Genomic DNA, 21866 nt, shown 5'->3' on the forward strand with positions numbered 1-21866 from the left:
TCGAAAGGGCCGTAGTGATCGCTTGCGGGTCGCTCGAAAGGGCCGTAGTGATCGCTTGCGGGTCGCTCGAAAGGGCCGTAGTGATCGCTTGCGGGTCGCTCGAAAGGGCCGTAGTGATCGCTTGCGGGTCGCTCGAAAGGGCCGTAGCGGTCGCTTGCGGGTCGCTCGAAAGGGTCAGCCATACGGCCGGTCCGGAGCGTTGTGCTCCCGGACCGGCCGTATGCGTTATTACCGTGCCGCGGCGAGGGATTCGCCGATGTAGCGCATCTCGTCGGGGGTGGTGACCATATTGACCGTCGCGCTCGCTGTCGAGGTCCGCACCGTGATCAGGTTGGGAGCCGAAACATCCTGCACCAGAATGATATCGGCATCGAACCGACCCTCCGGCTGTTCCGGCGCGCGGACGTGCACGATGGTCGCGCCGCCGGTCAGCGCGGTGGGCGCGATGCCATCGAAGACCACGACGGTCGCCGTCGGGATGGGCACGCCGGGCCGCGGCGGTGTCGGAGCGACATTATGACCAGCCCCCGCGAACCGTGGCGCGAGCGAGAGCGAGTGCGGCGCATCGACATTCGCGACCATGGACTGCCAGGCCTCGGGCCGGTCGGTGTGCACGACGGTATGCGCGCCGAGTGCGATTGCGCGCAGGATCACCTGCTGGGCCAGGTCCAGCCTGCCGATGACCTCGAGATGCCGGGTGCCATCGCCGATCAGCGGCACCGCGATGCCCTGGCCGGCGTTATCGGCGCCGATCAGCTGACCGCAACCGGCGGTGGGCACCGCGATGTCGTCGAGTGCGGCGAGCGGGCCGCGGTAGTTACCCGCACTGTCGCCGTCGCGGCGGGCGGTGCGGGCGGGCAGGCAGTCCAGCAGGGCGCGGAACTGTTCACCCGGCAGCGTGCGCAGTCCGGGCACGGGCGGCTCGACCGGTTCGGCCGTGGTGTCGAAACGGACCAGCGCACCCAGGGTGATCGGCGGGGAAGCGGGCTCGTCACCCGGGCGACCGGTACCCCGCCGCAGTCGCACGGTCACGGTGGTTGCCAGGCTCGGGGTCGCCCAGATATCGGCGAAGCCGCGCGATCCGATCAGCTCCGGGCCGATCTCGTAGCTGGTGAGGTGAATGCCCGCGTGTACCAGCGACTTCGGGGTTTCGACGAAACCGTCCAATGCGATGCCGCGGGTGAGTTGGCGCACCGCGCTGTTCATTTCGGTCGCAGTCAGCACCGAGACCGAGATGTCGCGGGCGGCGAGTCGATTGGCCACCCGGCGGGTCGCGATGATCGCGGTCCGCAGCGCGCCGGCGCCACCCCCGCCGCGGTTGTCCACCGCCTCGGCATTGGCCAGCGGATCCAGCCGCAGCACCAGCCACACCGTGCGATACGCGATGGCGGGCAGCGGGCCGAGGATGCGGTCGTAGAGCTGGGCCACCGGACCGCCGCCCGCGGTCCGCGCGCCGGTGCTGATCACATCGATCGAGGCCAGGTTGATATCGAACTGGCTGAGGCAGCGACCGATCTCGGTGAGTGGCAGCACCTGGTCGGTGGACAGCGAGCCGCGCCGCAACAGCGTCAGCGCATCCGGTGGCGGGTCGATGCGCAACATGGTGAGCAGCAGATCGCCGTCCCAGCGCACGCCGTAGCTGCCGCCCTCGGGCAGCGGCACATCGAAGGCGGCCTGGCCGGTATCGGCGGGGCCGGGCCGGGTCCGCCGCCAGCGAAAGGCGATCGCGCGCGCCAGGATGCCGACGATATTGCGGGGCTCGCGTCGGCGCACCGGCACCGCGCCGCCGATGAGTACGACCGCGCCGATGGCGATGACGGCGGCGGTCGGCGCACCGAGCGCGGTGGCGATCCAGGCCGCCGTCGCAGCGATCAGCGCGAGCGGGATCATCAGTCGCAAAGGGATTTGGCGCAGCAGCCAGAATTCCGGATCACGTAACGATGTATTCGTCGAGTTCACGGAGTTTTCGTTTCCGGTTTCTTTTCGACTGTTCGCCCCGGAGTCGGTATCGCGTTTGTTCACAGCCCCATCCACGATAATCGGACCAGTATTGCGATAACAGTACCGCGCCGCAACGCTGTTGCGGCTGATCTTTTCGAGCGACCTGCAAGCAGTCGCTACGGCCTTAATTGTTTGCCCGATTGTCGCTGGATTGACATGGCGCACCGAACGATACTGTAATTATCCTGTTCCTTCCCGTAGTTCGATGGAGACCATGTGCCCGCTCAGCTGACGACCAAGGCCCAGGTCAACGGGTACCGTTTTCTGCTGCGCCGGCTCGATCACGCGCTGGTCCGGCGTGATGTCCGGATGCTGCACGACCCCATGCGATCTCAGGTGCGTTCGATGCTGGTCGGGGCGGTCCTCGGCCTGCTGGTGGTGGCCGGAGCGGCCATCTTGGCGTTTCTGCGCCCGCAGGGTTCGATCGGCGACGCGAACATCGTGATCGGCAAGGATAGCGGCGCTCTGTATGTCGTGGTGGCCGAGTCCGCGCAGGACAAGGACGATAAGCGCCTGCATCCGGTGCTCAACCTGGCCTCGGCCCGGCTGATCAGCGGCAGCAGCGAATCGCCGAAGTCGGTGAAGGACGCCAAACTTTCGTCGCTGCCGCGCGGTCCGATGCTCGGCATCCCCGGCGCACCGGCGGCGCTGCCCGGTTCGAAGCAGGGCGGCCGCTCGGACTGGTCGTTGTGCGAAACGGTGCAGCTCTCGGTCACCGGCAGCGCGGCCTCGGCCACGGGTGTGCAGACCTCGATCTTCGCGGGCAAACCCCAACTGGACGAACGCATTCGGACCATGGGCGCTTCGGACGCGCTGCTGGTGCGGCGCGGCGATAAGACCTACCTGATCTACGACGGCAAACGCGCCGAGGTCGACCCGGGCAACTCGGTCATGGCCCGTTCGCTGAACCTGGCCGGATACAAGCCGCGACCGGTCGGCACCGGCATGCTGGATGCCGCCATCGCCGTGCCGCCGCTGGCCGTGCCGGACATCCCGCGCGCCGGACAGCCCGGCCCAGCAAAGCTTTCCGATGTGCCGGTCGGCGGTGTCATCACCGTCGGCGGTATGGGCCGCACCGATCAGTCCCAGCTGTACGTAGTGCTCGCCGACGGTGTGCAGCCCGTCACCGATTTCGCCGCGCAGGTCATCCGCACCGCGAATTCCCAAGGTATGCGCGAGATCAAAGCGGAGCCGCCGGACGTGCTGACCAATATGCCGGTGCTGCACACGCTGTCCCTCGACCACTTCCCGGCGAACACCCCGAAGATCCTGTCCGCCGAGGACGCCCCGGTCACCTGTCTGACCTGGGCGAAGGGATGTGAACCGGATAACGACGCGACCGAAAGCCCCACCGACCGTGCCACCCTCGGCCTGCTCGCAGGCAACCGGCTGCCACTGCCCGGCTCGGCCCAACCGGTGCGCCTGGCCACCTCCGACGGCACCGGCGATCGGGTCGACACCGCCTACATTCCGCCGTCATCGGGTGAGTTCGTGCAGGTAACCGGAACGGAGCCGGGCAGTTTGCGCCGCGGTGGCCTGTTCTATGTGGCGGACAACGGCATTCGCTACGGCATCCCGGACGTCGCCACCGCCAAGGTGCTCGGCCTGACCGACGACCCGCGGTTGGCCCCGTGGTCGATCATCGGCCAATTGGTGCCGGGGCCAACGTTGTCCAAGAACGATGCGCTGGTCGAGCGCGATATCCTGCCCGTCGGAAACTGACGGGCACTAACCGCCCAGCGAGGCGAGCACACCGGTGAGCGCCGCCTGCATATCCGGCGCCTCGATCCGCATCAGCACCACCTCGTCCACCGCACTCAGATCCAGCGAATCGTCATTTGCCAGGCGGAATTCGCGTTCCTCCTCGGCCGATTCGATGATGTTGCGCACGAATCGACCGTTGCCTGCGAGATCGATACCACGGCGCGGCTGTCCGCTCTGATCGACGCGTTCGCTCTCGTACAGCCGCCCACACGCCTCGATCAGCAGTTCCATTGCCCCCTCGGACAACTCGGAATCCCGCGACTCGGCGATCAGACTGCCGATCTGGCCGAGTTCGGTCGGGGTGTAGGACGGGAACTGCAAGCGCTTGGCGAATCGTGAGGACAGACCGTCGTTGGCGGCCAGCAGCCGGTCGATCTCGCCGTCGTAACCGGCGATGATCACGACCAGCCGGTCGCGGTCATTCTCCATCCTGGCCAGCAGAGTGTCGACCGCCTCACGCCCGAACGCGTCACCGCCCTGCAGACCGGTCTGGATCAACGTGTACGCCTCGTCGATGAACAGCACGCCGTCCATCGCGGTATCGATCAGCTTGTCGGTCTTGATCGCGGTGCCGCCGAGATTCTGGCTGACGAAGTCGACGCGCTTGGCCTCGACGACCTTATCGGTCTTGAGAAGTCCGACGCCGCAATAGATTTTGGCTACCACCCGGGCGATGGTGGTCTTACCGGTACCGGGCGGACCGGTGAACGCCAGGTGGTTGCCGCGGGCCATACTCGCCATGCCCTTCTCGGCGCGGATCTTGGCCAGCTGTGCGGTTGCCTGCAGCTTCGCCACCTGCGTCTTCACCGATTCGAGGCCGATCTGCCTGTCCAACTCGGCGCGCGCGTCGGCCAGAATCTTCTTGGCGCGGTCCTCGGCGTCGGCGGTCTGCATCGCCTCGACCGAGGGCGCCGAGACCGGATCCCAGCGGTCGGTGCGCGCGTCGATCGACTCCTTCGTGGTGACCGTGAGCCGGTAGGTGCGGTCGCGCATGGCGGCGGTGTTCGCGGCGAAATCCGGTGCCTGCGAATACACCTTCTCGAAAAGTGCCTGTGCCTCGGTCTCTTTGCCGGTCTCGCGCAGGCACAGGCCGCGGCAGAACATCGCGGTGGTCCGCGCCGCCGGGATCGGGCCCGCCTCGGCCTGTTCCATGCGCCGGATGGCCTCGCCGAACAGGCCGAGCTGGGCACAGGCCGAGCCGACCATCACGTGCGCGCCCGCCGCCAGATACGGGTCGTCCCATTCGGCGGATCCGGTGAGTACGGCCATCACATCGGGCCAGCGCTGGGTGTTGAAGTGCAGTACGCCACGGATATACGCGCAGATGCGGTCGTCGATCTCGCGGTCGGTATCCGACAGCATCGAGGCGCGGTGCGTCGCGAGATCGTCGAGCACCCGCTCGGCCTCGTCGTATTCCTTCTCCGAGATCAGCTGTGCCGCTTGCGCCAGCCAGATCTCGGTGTAGCCGGCCAGGGGGTAATCGATGTACAGCCCGGCCAGGAAGCGCCCGGCCAGTGCCCGCTGCGGTAGTCCGAGCCTGCGCTGTTCGCGGAAAAGCGTTGTCGCGCTGGTCTTGTACAGGTTGTAGAGCACCTCGGTGCTGGCCTCGCCCGCCGCGGCCCGGCCCAGCCAGGCGTCGCACATGGTCGGGTCCCATTCGGTGGCACGCTGAAACGCCAGTTTCGCGTACTCGAGATCTCGGGCCGATTCTTGTCCGTCGATGGTCAGGCCCAGCGACAGGATTCCGGCGTCGAAGGCCCGTTGTGCTTGGCGATTGCCGGTCATTGCTGTCAAACCCCGAAGTGTTGGTTGGAGCTATCTATTTTGTTGCGTGATTGGCCGCGTTCATCTTCCAACCAGCTTAGCGATCGCGTCGGCTCGGCTCGTCCGATACATTAGGTTTGCTACCGGTAGGTTGCAAAGTGTGCGACAACCACATGCGGCACGGGGAGCGTTCGTGCGAGAGTGGAACCGAGAGTTGGTTCGACAAGTAGGGGACTGGGCGCAAGTGTTCGGATCGTTCGGTAAAGAGCGGGGGTCGGCGCGCAATTGACCGAGCCGTTGAGCGGCACCCGCGCCGCCGAACCCGAACTGTGCCGAGTCTCCGTTATCGGCGGAAATACCCAGCTCGATGTGGGCCTCCCGGCGACAGTGCCGATCGCCACCTTTATCGGTGATCTCGTCACCCTGATCGAATCCCGCAATCCCGATGTGGTGGACAGCGACGACGGTGGCACGCCGCTGCAAACCGAACACTGGACGCTGGCCCGGTTGGGCCGCGATGCCATCGCACCGAGCCGCAGCCTCACCGAGGCCGAGGTGTTCGACGGCGAACTGCTGGTGCTGCGCTCGGTCACCGCGAAGGAATCACCCGCGCTCTTCGACGATGTCATCGACGCGGTATCGCGGCTCACCACCGCCGATTTCCGCGGCTGGTCGCCGAATGCGGCGCGTTGGACCGGTCTGGTCGCCGCGGTATCGGCGGTGGTGTCGGCGGTGCTGCTGCTGGCCGCGGGACGTGCGCACGGCGGTGGCCTGGCCGCGCCGTTCCTCGCGACCGGCGTCGCCATCCTGGCCACGGTCGCCGCCGCGATCGCGGCCCGCAAGTACGCGGACCCGTTGACGGCCACCTGGCTGTCGTTGTGCGCACTGCTGTTGTTCTTCGGCGGGGCAGCGCTGTTCGTGCCCGGTGCGCTCGGCAGTCCGCAGCTGCTGCTCGGCTGTTCGGTGACGCTGGTGGCCGCCGCGGTCATCTACCGCGCCACCGCGACCGGTGCCGCGTTGAGCGCGGCCGCGGTGACCGTCGCACTGTTCGGTGGTGTCGCCGCGCTGGTGCGCATGATCTGGGACTTCGATGTGCCGAAGATCGCCGCCGCGCTGCTCGTCGTGGCGATTTCGCTGATCTCCGTGGTGCCGCGGCTGGCGGCGGCGCTGGCCCGGCTGCCGATCCCGCCGGTGCCGACCGCGGGTGGTGCGATCGATCCGGCCGATCACGAACCGCGCCCGACCATCGAGGGTATCGGCGCGATCGGCGCTACCGCGCTGCCCTCGGCCGCCGGACTCGGCGAGCGGGCCAGGGCCGCCAACCAGTATCAGACCGGCATGCTCATCGCCTGCGCCATCGCGAGCGCGGTCGGTGCGCTCGGCGCCGCCGAACCGCTGGGATCGGCACGCTGGCAAGGGATTACGCTCGCCGTGATCGCCGCGGTGATCGTGAGCCTGCGCGGGCGTTCGTTCGCCGACCTGGTGCAGGCCGGTGTGCTGATCGCGGGCGGCAGCGTCATCGTCATCGGTCTGATCACGGGGCTGGCCCTGGGTAATTCGGATCTGCTGTTGCTGGCGGGTGTGCTGTTGCTGGCCTTCGCCGCGGCGGTGCTGGTGTTCGGTGTGATCGGTCCGCACCTCGAGGTGACGCCGGTGACGAGGCGGGCCATGGAGATCACCGAATATCTGCTGATCGTCGCGGTGATCCCGCTGGTGCTGTGGATCATGGGCGTGTATTCGATGGCACGGAACCTATGACTGCTCGGGCGAGCCTGCCCGGCTGGCGGCGCAGAACCGGAATCGGCTGCGCCGCCGCTGTTCTCGGTGCGTTCGTCGGCGGCTGGTCGGCCCCGGTGGTGGCGGTGCCGCCGCCCACCATCGACATGGGGGCCCTCGGGCCCGCCCAGGCGCTCAGCGGTCGTCCCGCCCCGTTGGAGCCGACCGAGCAGAAGGTCGTGTGCGCCGAGCTGTCGCTGATCGGCGGCGCTCCGGCGGAGCCGCCGCTGCCGCAGCGTGTGCTCGATCTGCCCGAGGCGTGGCAGTTCAGTCGCGGTGCGGGACAGAAGGTCGCGGTCATCGATACCGGCGTGAGCCGGCATCCGCGACTGCCCGCACTGCAAGCCGGTGGTGACTATGTCTCGGACTCCGATGGCACCGTCGACTGCGACGGTCACGGCACCCTGGTCGCGGGCATCATCGCGGCCCGGCCCAGTTCCGACGACGCCTTCGTCGGCGTCGCGCCCGATGCCGAGATCCTCAGCATCCGCCAGCTGAGCACGCACTACGAACGCAAGGATCGGGCGGGCGGCGATAAGCCGCCGGATGCCATGGTCAGCTCCGGTTATGGCAGTGTGCTCGCCTTGGCCGCGTCGGTGGTGCGTGCCGTCGATATGGGCGCGACCGTCATCAATATCTCCGAAGTCTCGTGCAGCGCAGTCGGAACCGATACCGCTGACGTCCCGCTGGGCGCGGCGGTGAAGTACGCCTACGACCGCAATGTGGTGGTGGTCGCGGCGGCGGGCAATGTGGAGAACGGCGGCGTGTGCGAGAAGCAGAACGATAATGCGGGCTGGGACAGCGTGCAGACCATCGCGAGCCCGGCCTGGTTCCGGCCCTACGTCCTGACGGTGGCCTCCATCGATCCGAACGGTTCGCCCTCGGCGCTATCGCTGCACGGGCCGTGGGTCGGCGCCGCCGCCGTCGGGCGCAATATCGTCTCCCTGGACAACAAGCCGGGCGGCACCGGACTGGTCAACGGCGCGATCACCCAGGAGGGCACCGGATCCATCCAGGGCACCAGCTTCGCCGCGCCCTATGTCGCCGGACTGGCCGCGCTGGTCCGGTCCCGTTTCCCGGAACTTACTGCCGGACAAGTGATCGAGCGGATCACCCGCACCGCGCACGCACCCGGATCGGGCCGCGACGATCGGGTCGGGCACGGCCTGATCGATCCGCTGGCCGCGCTCACCGCGCAACTGCCGGATAAGCCGATCGGTACCGGCGCCGACACCCCGCGCGTCATGGCGGCCCCGGTACATCCGGCCGGACCCGATCCACTGCCGCGTCGGATCGCGATCATCGGCTCGGTCACCTGCCTGATCGTGCTGGGACTCGGTGCGGCGGTGTCGATTCCGTTCCGGCGGGCCCGCGGCTGGGCCGACCTCGATTCCGAAGTATCAGAGCTGTAGAGGGACCCATGGTTACCGAAGGTTTCGTGCGTCGCCCCCGCATCGCCCCGCCGCGCGCGCCGGGCGGGGAGGTGGCGTTGAATTCGCCGCCGGAGATCCAGCGGGCCATGCCGGGGCCGCTGATCATGAAGCTGATGCCGGTGATCATGGTGGTCGCCGTCGTCGGCATGATCGCGATGATGGTGATGATGGGTCGTAACCTGCTCGCCAACCCGTTCATGATGATGTTCCCGATGATGATGCTCATGTCGATGGGCGGCATGATGCTCGGCATGCGGGGCAGCGGCCCCAAGGGGGCGGGCGAACTCAACGAGGAGCGCAAGGACTACTTCCGGTATCTGGACCAGATGCGCAAGGACGTTCGGCGCACCGGCACCAAGCAGTTGGAGTCGCTGGCCTGGAGTCATCCCGAACCGATCGATTTGCCCTCGGTGGTCGGCACCCGCCGGATGTGGGAACGCCGCCCCAACGATCCGGACTTCGGACATGTGCGGGTCGGGGTGGGCAGTCATCGGCTCGCGACCAAGCTGGCACGCCCGGAGACCGGACCGCTCGAGGATCTGGAGCCGGTCTCCACGGTGGCGTTACGTCGTTTCGTGCGAACGCATTCGGTGGTGCACCAGCTGCCCACCGCGGTATCGCTGCGGGCCTTCCCAGCCATCAATCTCGGTGGTGACACCGAGGAGGCCAGAATGCTGGCGCGCGCGATGCTGATGGAGCTCACCGCCTTTCACGGACCCGACCACGTCGCGGTCGCCATCGTCTGCGCCGATCCCGACGGTTCGGCCTGGGCATGGGCGAAATGGCTACCGCACCTGCAACATCCGACAGTGCGCGACGGTATGGGTTCGGCCAGGATGATGTACGGATCGCTGGCCGAATTCGAGACCGCGCTCGCTTCGGAACTGCTCGAGCGCGGGCGGTTCATGCGCAATCCGCAACCGACGCAGGGCCGTTTGCATCTGGTGGTCATCATCGACGACGGCTACGTCAACGGCACCGAGCGGCTGATCAGCGAATCGGGTCTGGACTCGGTCACGGTGCTCGATCTGACCGCACCCGAGAACGGTCTGGCCGCGCGGCGCGGTCTGCAGCTGGTGGCCGGTGACGGCGAGGTGAGCGCGAAAAGCGCTGCGGGTACCGAGAAATTCGCCACCGCCGATGTGGTGAGCGCGGCCGAATCGGAGGCCTTCGCCCGCAGCCTGGCCCGGTTCCGGATCGCGACGGCCGCGCAGATCGTCAGCCTCGGCGACGATACGCGGACCGATCCGGGATTGATGGCGCTACTGAAGATTCCGGACGCCGCGCAGATCGAACCGTCGAGGGTCTGGCGTCCACGTACCGCGCGCGAACGCCTGCGCGTGCCGATCGGCGTCACGCCGGACGGCACCCCGGTCGAGATCGATATAAAGGAATCGGCCGAGAGCGGTATGGGACCGCACGGATTGTGTATCGGCGCAACCGGATCCGGTAAATCCGAGTTCCTGCGCACACTGGTGCTCTCGATGGTGACCACGCACTCACCGGACGCGTTGAACCTGGTGCTCGTCGACTTCAAGGGCGGCGCGACCTTCCTCGGTCTGGATTCGCTGCCGCATGTCGCGGCGGTCATCACCAACCTCGAGGAAGAACTCTCGATGGTGGACCGTATGAAGGACGCACTGGCCGGTGAGATGAACCGCCGCCAGGAGCTGCTGCGCGCCGCCGGAAACTTCGCCAATGTCACCGATTACGAGAAGGCTCGCGCGGCCGGTGTCGCGCTCGACCCACTGCCCGCGCTGTTCGTGATCGTCGACGAATTCTCCGAATTGCTCTCGCAGAAGCCGGATTTCGCGGATCTGTTCGTGATGATCGGCCGCCTCGGCCGCTCACTGCACGTGCATCTGCTGCTGGCTTCGCAGCGACTGGAGGAGAACAAGCTGCGCGGACTGGACTCGCACCTGTCCTACCGGATCGGTCTGCGCACCTTCTCGGCCAACGAATCCCGCGCGGTGCTCGGCATCACCGATGCCTACCACCTGCCCGGCATCCCCGGCTCCGGCTATCTCAAGAGCGATGCCGATGATCCGCTGCGGTTCAACGCGACCTATGTGTCCGGGCCCTACGTCTCACCGAGCGGCAACAGGCAGGTCGACGGCCGGGCGGTCGGCGGTCAGTCGCCGACGGTGTTCACCGCCGGGCTCGTCGAGATCCCGGAGCGCACGGAGCCGGTGCGCATGGAGCTGCCCGATCTGCCGCCACCGCCGGGAGCGGAGCCGGAGATGGAAGCGCACACCGGCGGCGTCCCCGAGACGCTGCTCGAGGTGGTCGTGAAACGCCTTACCGGCCACGGCCGTCCGGCGCACGAGGTGTGGTTGCCGCCGTTGGACGAGTCGCCGACGGTGGATATGCTGCTGCCCGACCCGGATTGGCGTTCCCCGGTCAACCGGCACGGTCAGCTGTGGATGCCGATCGGCATCATCGACAAGCCCTACGAGCAGCGTCGCGATGTGCTGACCATCCAATTGGCCGGTGCGCAGGGCAATGTCGCGGTCGTCGGCGGTCCGCAGTCCGGTAAGTCGACGACCATCCGCACCATCGTCATGGCCGCCGCGGCGACCCACAGCCCCGAACAGGTGCAGTTCTACTGCCTCGACTTCGGTGGCGGCAGTCTCGCGGGTCTGTCCGGTCTGCCGCACGTCGGTTCGGTGGCCGGCCGCTTGGACGGCGACCGGGTGCGGCGCACCGTCGCCGAGCTGACCACGCTGATGCGCCAGCGCGAGGAGCGCTTCGCCGCACTCGGCATCGAATCGATGGTGGCGTTCCGCCGCCGCAAGTACTCCCAGATGGAAGCCCGGCTCATCAACGGGACCGCGCCCGATCCGAACGATGCGCTGGCCGCGGACCAGTTCGGCGATGTCTTCCTGGTCATCGACGGCTGGCAGGCCATGCGCGAGGAGTTCGACACCGTCGAACCGCAGATCACCGCCATTGCGGCACAGGGTCTCTCGTACGGCATCCACCTGGTCGTCGGCGCCGCGCGCTGGGGCGAGATCCGACCCAATGTGAAGGACCAGATCGGCACTCGACTCGAGCTGCGCCTCGGCGATCCGACCGACTCCGAAATGGGCAGGCGCACCGCGGCTCTGGTGCCCGTCGGCCGACCCGGCCGCGGTCTCACACCCGATGAGCTGCATATGCTCGTCGCGCTGCCCCGGCTGGACTCCGATTCCGATCCGCAGACGCTGGCCGAGGGCGCGGCCCAGGCCAGGGATCAGATGCAGCAGCTCTACCCCGGCCGCCGCGCCCCCGAGGTGCGCATGCTGCCGCAGCAGATCAGCCGCGAGGATGTGCTGGCGATCGCGCGCAAGCACGAGGTCGAACTCGGACCGACCAAGATCCTGGTCGGCCTCGGCGAGAACGAATTGGACCCGTTCGTCCTGGATTTCGGCCAGGAGCCGCACTTCATGGCCTTCGCCGACGTCGAATGCGGCAAGACCACGCTGCTGCGCAATATCGCCATGGGCATCACCGAGAACGCGACACCCGAGCAGGCGAAGATCATCCTGATCGATTACCGCCGCAGCCTGCTCGGTGTGGTCGACGAGGCCCATCTCGGTGGTTACTCCACCTCGTCGCAGACCTGCGGACCGATGGTCAACGAACTCGCCAGGTACATGTCCAAGCGGATCCCCGGCTCTGATATCACTGCGCAGCAGCTGCGCGAGCGCAGCTGGTGGAGCGGGCCCGAGATCTACCTGCTGGTCGACGATTACGACATGATCACCGCGGGTATCAATCCGCTGCTGCCGCTGCTCGAGTACCTGCCGCAAGCCCGCGATATCGGCCTGCACGTGGTCGTCACCCGGCGCACCGGCGGCGTCTCCCGTGCGCTCTACGACAATGTGCTCGGCGGCATGAAGAACCTGTCGGTCGACGCGCTGATCATGAGCGGCCCCAAGGACGAGGGCAAGCTGATCGGCGATGTCCGCCCGATGAAGCTGCCGCCCGGACGCGGCATCCTGGTATCGCGCAACCGAGGTCAGGAGATGGTGCAGATCGCCTATCTGCCACCGCTGTGAGCTAGAACCTCGGTACCGGCTGCTGCTGCTGCCGCAGCTGCGGCGCGCGCGCCAGGATCGGGGTCAGCGGCTCGAAACCCCAGCTGTCCGAGCGCCGTTGGAACAGCGCACGAGAGGGGCCGGAGGACACCGGCCCAGCGATCCGGGCCATGTGGAAGCCTTCGCGGCGGTAATAGTCGTGCAGATCTGTGTTGGTGGTCCAGGCGTCGAGCCGGACCCAGTGGCGTTGTCGCTGGCGCGCGAGCGATCCGGCGTGTGCCAGCAGTCGGTGTCCGATGCGTTGTCCGGCGAAGCGGAGGTCGACGATCATGAAATGCGCGACCACCGCGTCGGCTAGTTCCCACGGCGACCATAGCCCCGGGTCCGCGTGCTCGTTGACGGTGATCGTCCCGGCCGGTTCCCCGGCCACCTCGGCGATCCAGCTCTCCCCGGCGTCCAGCGATTGGCCGACCGCTCTGGCGAAGATCTCGATCGGCAGGCCGCGACCGGCCACAGTCCATTGATCGGAGCCGCGGGCGGTGAGCCACGCGGTGCGCTGCACCCGCAGGCGGCAGATCGTGCCCAGATCGCCGAGGGTCGCCGGACGGATCACGGTAGTCATGGCAACACCGTATTCATGGTGAAACGTTTTTCATGGCAACGAGATACCCGGCCGGTAGGAGATGCCGAGTGTGTGTCGGATGACCGTGGTGCCCGCGTCGTCGCCGAGTTCGTAGGCGAGTCGGTTGCGGGTCGCGATCGACCGATGTCGGGTGGCGCGGGTGATGCGCTCGTGGTCGGCGCCGATGCGCAGGTGGTCCAGCAGGACGGTCCCGGTCGCGACGCCGAGCACGATCGCCTCCTCGGCACTGGCCGGGCGGGCGACGAGCGTGTCGCGGTGCGCGGTTTCGGCGTGTCCGCGGTCGGCGAGTCGGCGTGTCGTGCCTTCGGGAATGTCGTGCGGCGAGTCGATGCCGGTCGCCTCCGCCAAGTCCCGCGGATAGAAACTGACCTCCCACGACCACGGCTCGTTGTCGAGATGTTGGACGACCGTCCTGGCCAACACCCAGGAATCTTCCGGCACGCCGAGCCAGCGCGCTACCTCCGGGCTGGCCGGTTCCATCTTCGCGCTGAACTCCTTGCTGGGCTCGCGGTGCGCGGCGCGCGCGATCTCTTCGAAGATATCGTGGGGGGACTGCGGTCGGTCCGGACGAATATGGTCGGTGACAACCGATTCCAGCACTTCCTGGTTTCGCACGATGGTGCCGCGGGAAGTAGCTGTGTACACCAGATTTTCGGTGACGAGCACCTGTATAGCATTGCGCGCGGTCGTGATCGAAACCTGCATCTGGTCGGCCAGCTCGGTATGACTGGGCAACCGATCACCCGGATTCCACTTGCCTGCGCGGATCTCCTCGCGGAGGAGGTCTGCGATCCGGAGATACGTCGGACCGTCCGCCATCTTGCTCCTCGGTTGGTCGTGCAGGTAACGAAGTGTACTCTTCGTGACGCCCTACGGCCCGGTAACGCTTGACAGGTGCCTTCAGAGGTTTATTGTAATGAACGTCCTGATCCAGGTGGTGCGCGGCGATGACGGCGAGGCAACGTGGCAGGTTCGGATTCATCAACAGTTGTGATGGCTCTTCCCGGCACACCAAGGTGTGTCGATTCGACGGTGCAGTCCTTGACTACCGGACTACTTCCGTCTTCGGATCTACTTGTTCGTGCGTGTCGCGGGCACCGTGTCGTCGGTGGCCCGCTGCTCTGGTTCGCTCGTGACCTCGCGGTGCTGCACGAGCGACGCCTCGTCGGCCGCGGTGGTTCGGTGGCGACCGATTCTGCGACGATCTTCGAAATCGAGCGCCGCAGAATCGAATTGGTCATGGCCATCGACGACTGGGTGGCGCGCAGTGTGCCGCAGCATCGGCTCGGCGCGACCCTGCACACCGAGACGGTCGGCTCGGTCATCGACCGGATCGCGGAGTCCTCGGTGCGCGCGCATCACGCGTTGATGACCCTGGACGCGCATGACGAACAGCTACATTGCGCATGGCATCATCTCGCCGAACTGGCCGATGCCTACGACGATTTGGTGCGCGACGTACTCGCCGGAAGGCGCCGACTCCCGGAGTGGTGACGACCCGGGTTGACGAGTGGCCGTGGCTGCCCCGAACGGAGTAGCCACGGCCCCTTGCTGTTTCCCATCGGCTCGGTCACCGGCGTCGACTGTGCGGCGACAGGCACCAGCGTCCGTTCTCGGCCTGACGAACCAAATCGCCGTAGGCGAGGGATAGTTCGGCCAGTCGGGTCCAGGTCGCATGCATGTTTTCCCCGGTCAGGTCATCGGTCATCAGCAGGTGGAAGGCCCGGTCGGCGGTGGCGGCGATGCGGTCGATGGTGTCGCCGAGATTCTGCTGGGGTCGGCCGGGCAGGTGCTCGGTGGCCCAGGCGTTGATATTGGCGATCAATTCGGTTCGCAGACAATCGATAACGGCGGCATCGTGTGGACGTTCGCGCCGAATACGGTGCACGCGGACCAGCTCGTGCGACCACCGGCACACGTGCCCGCGGACCTGCTGCCCGCTCAGTGCGCACAGTAGTTCGCTGGTGCTCGGCAGTATCGAACCCGCGGTCGTCCGCGCCAGCGTCGGCGGTCTGCGCAACATCGGGTGCGCACAGTGCGTGGTCACAGCGGTGCGGTGAGTTCGAGATGGATACCGTCCGGATCGCTGAAGGACAGGATCGCGATGCCGAACGCCTCCAGCGGGGTGACTTCGCCGTGTTCGACGCCGGCCTCGGCCAACCGGGCGGCGGTGCGGGTCAGATCGTCCACCGAGGGCACGGTGAAACTGAGATGGTCGAGCCCGACGCGTTCGGAGTCGAACCGGTCGGTCGGCGCGGCCACCGGGCGTAATCCGAACAGCATCCCGTTGGTCTGGAATACGACGCCGCCGTACAACTGCGCGGGATCGGTGCGCACCTGCGGATCTTCGGGGCTGCCCGGCGATTCGGCGGCGATCGCGAAGCCGAGCACGTCCCGGTAGAACGCCTTGGAGCGATCGAGGTCGGTCACGGTCAGGCGGACGTGGTGGATACCGGTGGTTTCAACGATCGTCATGAGTACTCCGCAGGTGGCAGGCCGGGTTGATTAGTACGAACAGTAGGCGTCCTGTTACCCAGAACCGAGTGTCGGAAACGACATATTCGGTACTGTTTGCGACATGGATGTTGCGGTCTTCGTGCAGGACGGCGTTGCCGACCTCGGACTCACCGCGGTGCTGGAGGCCTTCGCCACCGCCAACGGGCTGCTCGATGAGCTCGAAGCGGCACCCGACCCTTGGCAGCTGCGCTTGGTGGGGCAGGGCGATCAAGTGCGCACCGCACACGGGTTTCTCGCGCCCACCATGCCGCTGGCCGAGTTACCGGACAGCATCGGTGTACTGGTGGTCCCGGCGGCGCGCGTCCTGGATGCCGACGCCCTGATCGACATGGTCTCCGCACCCGCGAATCGGTCTGTGCTGCAACTGATGACGCAGGCCTACGAATCCGGCGTGCACCTCGCCGCGGCCTGCACCGGCACGTTCTACCTGGCCGAGGCCGGAGTATTGGACGGCGCTGCCGCGACAACGAGTTGGTGGCTCGGCCCGGCCTTTCGGCGCAGATATCCGCGCATCGACCTGGACGAGGGCCGGATCCTGTGCCGCGCGGAACGACGCACGACCGCGGGGGCCTCGCTGTCGCATATCGACCTCGCGCTGTCGTTGATCGCCGCGACCAGTCCCACGCTGGCCGAATTGACCGGCCGATACCTGGTGGTCGGTGATCGACGACCGCAGCTCGACTCCTCGATACCCGAGGTGATCGCACGGCGTGACTCCCTGGTCGCGGCGTTCGAGCGCTGGGTGCGTGACCACGTCGCCGAACAGTTCCGCATCGGCGACGCCGCACACCAACTCGGCGTCACCGAACGCACACTGCAGCGCGCCACCCAAGCCGAAATCGGGATGTCGCCGATGGATTTCGTGCACGAGGTGCGGCTGGAACGCGCCACCCAACTACTGCGCACCACTGCACTGACCATCGACGCGATATCGGTCAAGGTCGGCTATCTGAACGCGGGCACACTGCGCGGCCTGTTCCGGCGACGCCGCGGCCGGTCCATCGCGGAGGTGCGCGCGTCCCGGTTGTCCTGGTGAGGACCTAGTGGCCGTACCTGCGGTGATCGATGCCGAACTCGTCGGCGACGGTCGCGGCGAGTTCGACGTAGGCGCGTTTGGTGGTCTTGTGCAGGCGGTGCAGATCGATCTCGGCGCCCTCGGACAGGTGCGAGTCGTACGGGATGATGTGCACGGCGCGGCAGCGCGACAGGAAGTATTCGCGCAGCTGCTGGATGCCGACATTCGGTGAGCCCTCGCGCGGCAGGTTGATCACCACGACCGCGTTGCGGACCAGGTGGTCATGGCCGTGCAGGGACAACCAGTCGAGCGTCGCCGCGGCACTGCGCGCGCCGTCGATCGCGGCCGAGGAGATCAGCACCAGCGAATGCGCCAGATCCAGTACGCCGCCCATCGCCGAATGCATCAGCCCGGTACCGCAGTCGGTCAGGATGATGTTGTAGAACCGCTGCAGGATGCGCGCGACCGCGCGGTACTCCTCGTCGTTGAACGCCTCCGACGCCGCCGGATCCCGTTCGCTGGCAAGCACTTCCAAGCGGCTGGTGCCCTGCGAAGTATGCCTGCGCACATCCGAGTAGCGCTGGATCGAGGGATCGAGCAACAGATCACGCACGGTGGAACGGGTCTGCAGCGGCACCCGCTGCGAGAGTGTGCCGAAGTCCGGATTGGCGTCGACCGCGATCACCCGGTCACCCCGGATGGAAGCGAAGATCGAGCCGAGACCCATTGTCGTGGTTGTCTTTCCGACACCACCCTTGAGCGAGAGCACCGCGATCCGGTAGTCGCCGCGCACCGGCTGCCTGATCCGCGCGACCAACTCCTGCAGGCGCAACTCCTCCGCGGACAACCCGGGATTGATCGCCCCGCCCGAGACATGGTGTACGGCCTTGCGCCAGCCGCTACCCGGCGACTTCTTGGCCCGCCGCAACGGCACATCGTCGAGTGAGGGGTGCGGCTGCTGGCCCTGCTGGGGGTGTGGCTGGTACTGCGCGCCCTGCTGATATCCGGGCGGCATCCCACCCGGCTGCCCGTAGCCCGGTCCCTGCGGGTACCCGGTATGCGGATCCTCAACGGGCGCTTGCTGTCCCATCGGCGCGGGCGCATACCCCGCCCCGTTCTGCCACTGGTCGGCAGGCTGCTCACCGGTCGGCGACTGCTGACCCGACGCGGCCCCTGCCGCCGGATTCTGCCACTGCTCACCCTCAGGAGCCCGCTGCCCCATCGGCGGCTGCGCGTACCCGGGGCCGCCCTGCCATGGTGCGCCTGTCTGATCGCCAAGGGGCGCTTGCTGTCCCGTGGGTGGTTGCGCGTACCCGGGCGCGCCCTGCCTTGGTGCGGCGGTCTGATCGCCAACCGGCGCCTGCTGCCCTGCGGGTGGCCGCGCATACCCGGTTCCGTTGTGCCACTGGTCATTCGGCTGGTCGCTGCCCAGCGTTTGCGAACCCGGCTGGCTGTACCCATGAGCATCGGGGTCGCCCGGCGTTTGCGCGCCTTGGGCGAATTGTCCCGCTGCCGCGCGATCGAGCCCTTGCTCGCCCGGCCCATGAGGCATCGGCAGCTCGCCGGTCGCAACCTGCTCGTCGGCGCCCTCAGAAGAACGCGCGGCTTCCTCGCCCGCGGATCGGGCCTGCTCCTCCGCTTCGATCTCCGATGGCAACCGATGCCGCCCACTGGCAGCCGCCGATTCGGCCGCTGTCCCGGGGCCGGGGTGCGCAGTCCAACCCGGTGCCGCCAACCCACGATCCCGTTGCACCGGACCGGATTCCGACTGCGCGGTGCCGGTCGCCCCCGCGACATCGGTCGCGGATCCCGAACGCCCGAAGTCGTCGACCGGTGCCCCGGGTCCCCGGAACTCGGAGCTCGGCCCCATCGCCGATCCGGTGTGCGCGGCCCAGCCAGATGCCGCCCCACCATCCTGTTGCGGTTGACCGGATTCCGGATGTACCGGTGCGCCACCGGTACCCGTCGGTCCCTGGAAATCGGTCGCAGGCGCGATGGGCGGATGCTGGAAGTCGCCGCCGGGTGCTTGTGGTGTGAAGGGTGGACGTTGGAAGTCGCTGCCAGGAGCTTGTGGCGCGATAGGGGGCCGCTGGAAGTCACCGCCAGGTGCCTGTGGCGCGAATGGGGGGTGGTGGAAGTCGCCGTCGGGTGCCTGCGGTGCGATGGGTGGGCGCTGGAAGTTTCCACCAGGCGCTTGCGGTGTAAAGGGCGGGCGCTGGAAGTCGCTACCGGGTGCTTGTGGAGCGGAGCCCGGTCCGTGGAAGTCGGCGGCGGGCGCCTGCGGTGCCGAGCCCTGGCGATCGCGCGGCGCCGGTCCGTACGCCGATGAGGCGGGCGCGCTGGGAACGGGCGCGGTGCGGCCGCCTACGCGGCTGGTCGGGTCGACCGTCGCGGGATCGAATATCGGTGTCGCACCACGCGATTCCGAGCCATCACGCGTCGCGGCCGGCATCGGCCCCGTCGCGGAATCCGCCGTGTCGTTCGCGTCCTCGCCGCCAGCGGCCTGCGCCAGCTCCTGATCCGCGGGCCCATCCTGTACCGACTCGTTCGCCATCGCGTCGACTGCCGACTCGGAACCACCCGTCGGAGCCACGGCCGCGGCGCCGGAGTCCGCCGCTGAATGCGTACCGAATTCACCTGGAGGCGGCGGCAATTCAGGGCGCGACCCACTCCGCGCGGCCGACCGCTCGGGAGCCTGCTGCTCCTCCGTCGCCCGCTGAGGCGCAAGCCACGGCGGCGGCCCATCGGTTCCACGCGGGATCGGCGAGTGTGATTCGTCGAGTCGCTGGGATGGCCCGTCGGTTTCGTGCGAAATCGGCGGGTGTGATTCGTCGAGTCGCGCGGGTGGTCCGTCGACACCGCCCGAAACCGGCGGATGCGGCTCATCGAACTGCGAGGGCGGCCCGTCGGTTGAGACCGGTGAATGCGGTTCGTCCAGATGTGCGGATGGGCCGTTGGCGTCGCGCGCGATCGGTGCGTGTGGTTCGTCGAGTCGTGCAGGCGGCCCGTCTGTTTCGCGCGTGACCGGCGGGTGTGGTTCGTCGAGTCGTGCGGGTGGTCCGTCGACACCGGGCGAAACCGGCGGATGCGGCTCATCGAACTGCGAGGGCGGCCCGTCGGTTGAGACCGGTGAATGCGGTTCGTCCAGATGTGCGGATGGGCCGTTGGCGTCGCGCGCGATCGGGGGCCGTGGTTCGTCGAGTCGCTGGGGTGGCCCGTCGGTTTCGTGCGCGATCGGTGCGTGTGGTTCGTCGAGTCGTGCAGGCGGCCCGTCTGTTTCGCGCGTGACCGGCGGGTGTGGTTCGTCGAGTCGTGCGGGTGGTCCGTCGACATCGGGCGAAACCGGCGGATGCGGCTCGTGGAACCCGGGGGGCGGTCCATCGGTTCTACGTGAGACCGGCGGATGCGGTTCGTCGAGACGTGCGGATGGGCCGTTGGCGTCACGCGTGATCGACGCGTGTGATTCGTCGAGTCGCTGGGGCGGCCCGTCGGTTCCGTGTGTGACCGGTGCGTGTGGTTCGTCGAGTCGTGCTGATGGGCCGTCGATTCCGTGCGCCGTAGGCGAGTGCGGGTCGTCGAGGCGTGGCGGGGGTGCGAGTTGGCCCCCCGAGTGTTGTTCGGGTGCCGGGGCGGCGGGGGTGCGCGGTCCCATGCTTGCCGCTTCGGAGCCGGGGCGGCCGTGTTCAGGGCTGGGGGTATCGAGCCATGGCGGCGGCCCGTCGAGGTCGCCGGTTGGCGGCATCGTGGGCTGCTCGCCGGTCGTCGGCTGCGGTGCGGCGGGCGAATGTGGTTGTGCGGCGGCCTGGTTCGGCGGTGGCGGCAGGTCGGGGCGCGGCGACTGGTAGCGGACTGTCTCCTCGACGGAGCCGGGCACCTGGGCGGCGGGGGATGGGTGGAGAACACCCGGCTGCTCGGCAGCGACATGCGGCTGGGCGACGTCCGGCTGGTAGGCACCCGGCGGTTGGGCGACGTCTGGCTGGTAGGCACCCGGCGGCTGGGCAACACCAGGCTGGTAGGCACCTGGCGGTTGGGCGACGTCTGGCTGGTAGGCACCTGGCGGTTGGGCGACGTCTGGCTGGTAGGCACCTGGCGGCTGGGCGACGTCCGGCTGGTAGGCACCCGGCAGCTGGGCAACACCAGGCTGGTAGGCACCTGGCGGTTGGGCGACATTCGGCTGGTAGGCACCCGGCGACTGGGCGACGCCAGGCTGGTAAGCATCCGGCGACTGATGGGCGGCGGGCGGCTGGGCACCAGGCTGATGGGCGGCGGGCGGCTGCGGCGACACCACCGGTTGCGACCGTGGTGTCGGCGGCCTGCTGCCGAGTGGCTCGAATGCTGGGGAGGGCTGGCGCGGGTTGCGGGTCGGCAGCGGGCTGCTGCCTTGCCATGTGTGGTCCGGGTACGGCGAACCCTGAGCGGGTCCATCCGGGCGAGCGTGCGGGCCGGAGTGGTCCGCGTCGGGCTGCGGCTGGCCTTGCCAGCGCGGGTCGGCGGGCTCTGGACCGCGCTGTGGTCCATGGGTGTTCGGTCCGTGCTGTTGTTCGGGTCCGCGGTAGCCGTCCGGTCCCTGCTGGGGCGCACGATGCAGTTCGAAACCCGGCCCGGCCAACTCGCGTGCCGAGGGCCCCGGAGCGGTCTGCTGCTCCTCGGGCTGCTCGTCCTTCTTACGCCGACCGAAGCGCCGCTTGTCCCGGCGCGCGGCTTCGGGGCGTTCGCTTTCGGGGGCGCGTTTGGAACGTCCGCGCCGAGCGGACGCGTCATCGATCAGGTCCTCGTGCGGGAGGTTCTGTACGGGCGCTTCGTAGCCGCCGGTGACATCGCTTTCTGATAGCCATGGAGGCAGCATGGGGAGGCCGTCGTTATTACGGCTCACACGTCCCCCTTTGGATCCGCTCGACCTGTTCCTGGGCTGTGGTCAGTTTACGCGACGACTC

The 21866-nt window shown here is 67.8% G+C and carries 13 protein-coding genes; 6 read left to right on the plus strand and 7 right to left on the minus strand.

Features of this window, described 5'->3' with window-relative positions; translation table 11 throughout:
* Positions 1-228 precede the first annotated feature (228 nt).
* Positions 229-1959, minus strand: coding sequence for a type VII secretion protein EccE (eccE, locus tag OG874_RS40335; protein WP_330252278.1), 1731 nt, complete (start codon positions 1957-1959; stop codon positions 229-231).
* A 258-nt stretch (positions 1960-2217) separates the two neighbouring features.
* On the opposite strand from eccE, the gene eccB reads away from it, so the two are divergent.
* Complete coding sequence (gene eccB / locus OG874_RS40340) at positions 2218-3723, plus strand: type VII secretion protein EccB (RefSeq protein WP_330252279.1); 1506 nt, start codon at positions 2218-2220, stop codon at positions 3721-3723.
* A 6-nt stretch (positions 3724-3729) separates the two neighbouring features.
* On the opposite strand, the gene eccA is transcribed toward eccB, so the two are convergent.
* Complete coding sequence (eccA, locus tag OG874_RS40345; RefSeq protein WP_330252280.1) at positions 3730-5550, minus strand: type VII secretion AAA-ATPase EccA; 1821 nt, start codon at positions 5548-5550, stop codon at positions 3730-3732.
* A 264-nt stretch (positions 5551-5814) separates the two neighbouring features.
* On the opposite strand from eccA, the gene eccD reads away from it, so the two are divergent.
* Genes eccD through eccCa form a run of 3 tightly spaced genes read left to right on the plus strand, consistent with a single transcriptional unit; the run spans position 5815 to position 12778 of the window.
* Complete coding sequence (eccD, locus tag OG874_RS40350; RefSeq protein WP_330252281.1) at positions 5815-7287, plus strand: type VII secretion integral membrane protein EccD; 1473 nt, start codon at positions 5815-5817, stop codon at positions 7285-7287.
* Positions 7284-8717 carry a type VII secretion-associated serine protease mycosin gene (gene mycP / locus OG874_RS40355; RefSeq protein WP_330252282.1) on the plus strand — a complete coding sequence of 478 codons (1434 nt, stop codon included), beginning with the start codon at positions 7284-7286 and terminating at the stop codon, positions 8715-8717. The genes eccD and mycP overlap by 4 nt, the downstream gene beginning before the upstream one ends.
* Before the next feature lie 8 nt (positions 8718-8725).
* On the plus strand, positions 8726-12778 hold the full coding sequence (gene eccCa / locus OG874_RS40360) for a type VII secretion protein EccCa (RefSeq protein WP_330252283.1): 4053 nt from the start codon (positions 8726-8728) through the stop codon (positions 12776-12778).
* Position 12779: 1 nt separating this feature from the next.
* Here eccCa and OG874_RS40365 read toward each other — a convergent pair whose 3' ends face one another.
* Together OG874_RS40365 and OG874_RS40370 are read right to left on the minus strand one after the other, a co-directional pair.
* Complete coding sequence (locus OG874_RS40365; protein ID WP_330252284.1) at positions 12780-13379, minus strand: GNAT family N-acetyltransferase; 600 nt, start codon at positions 13377-13379, stop codon at positions 12780-12782.
* Positions 13380-13409: 30 nt separating this feature from the next.
* Positions 13410-14219 (minus strand): GntR family transcriptional regulator, encoded by an 810-nt coding sequence (locus OG874_RS40370; RefSeq protein ID WP_330252285.1) that lies wholly within the window; start codon positions 14217-14219, stop codon positions 13410-13412.
* A gap of 213 nt (positions 14220-14432) precedes the next feature.
* On the opposite strand from OG874_RS40370, the gene OG874_RS40375 reads away from it, so the two are divergent.
* Positions 14433-14894 carry a DUF4254 domain-containing protein gene (locus OG874_RS40375; protein WP_330252286.1) on the plus strand — a complete coding sequence of 154 codons (462 nt, stop codon included), beginning with the start codon at positions 14433-14435 and terminating at the stop codon, positions 14892-14894.
* 76 nt (positions 14895-14970) lie between these two features.
* Here OG874_RS40375 and OG874_RS40380 read toward each other — a convergent pair whose 3' ends face one another.
* Entirely contained in the window at positions 14971-15447 is a 477-nt protein-coding gene (locus OG874_RS40380; RefSeq protein WP_330252287.1) for a hypothetical protein, read from the minus strand.
* A complete protein-coding gene (locus OG874_RS40385; protein ID WP_330252288.1) occupies positions 15444-15875 on the minus strand; it encodes a VOC family protein in 432 nt (143 codons plus the stop codon). Before OG874_RS40385 ends, OG874_RS40380 begins: the two co-directional genes overlap by 4 nt.
* A 103-nt stretch (positions 15876-15978) precedes the next feature.
* On the opposite strand from OG874_RS40385, the gene OG874_RS40390 reads away from it, so the two are divergent.
* Entirely contained in the window at positions 15979-16953 is a 975-nt protein-coding gene (locus OG874_RS40390) for a GlxA family transcriptional regulator (RefSeq protein WP_330252289.1), read from the plus strand.
* Positions 16954-16957: 4 nt separating this feature from the next.
* Here OG874_RS40390 and OG874_RS40395 read toward each other — a convergent pair whose 3' ends face one another.
* Positions 16958-21805 carry a nucleotide-binding protein gene (locus OG874_RS40395; protein ID WP_330252290.1) on the minus strand — a complete coding sequence of 1616 codons (4848 nt, stop codon included), beginning with the start codon at positions 21803-21805 and terminating at the stop codon, positions 16958-16960.
* Between the last annotated feature and the right edge of the window lie 61 nt (positions 21806-21866).

This window comes from Nocardia sp. NBC_00565, assembly GCF_036345915.1.
Classification (GTDB): Bacteria; Actinomycetota; Actinomycetes; order Mycobacteriales; family Mycobacteriaceae; genus Nocardia.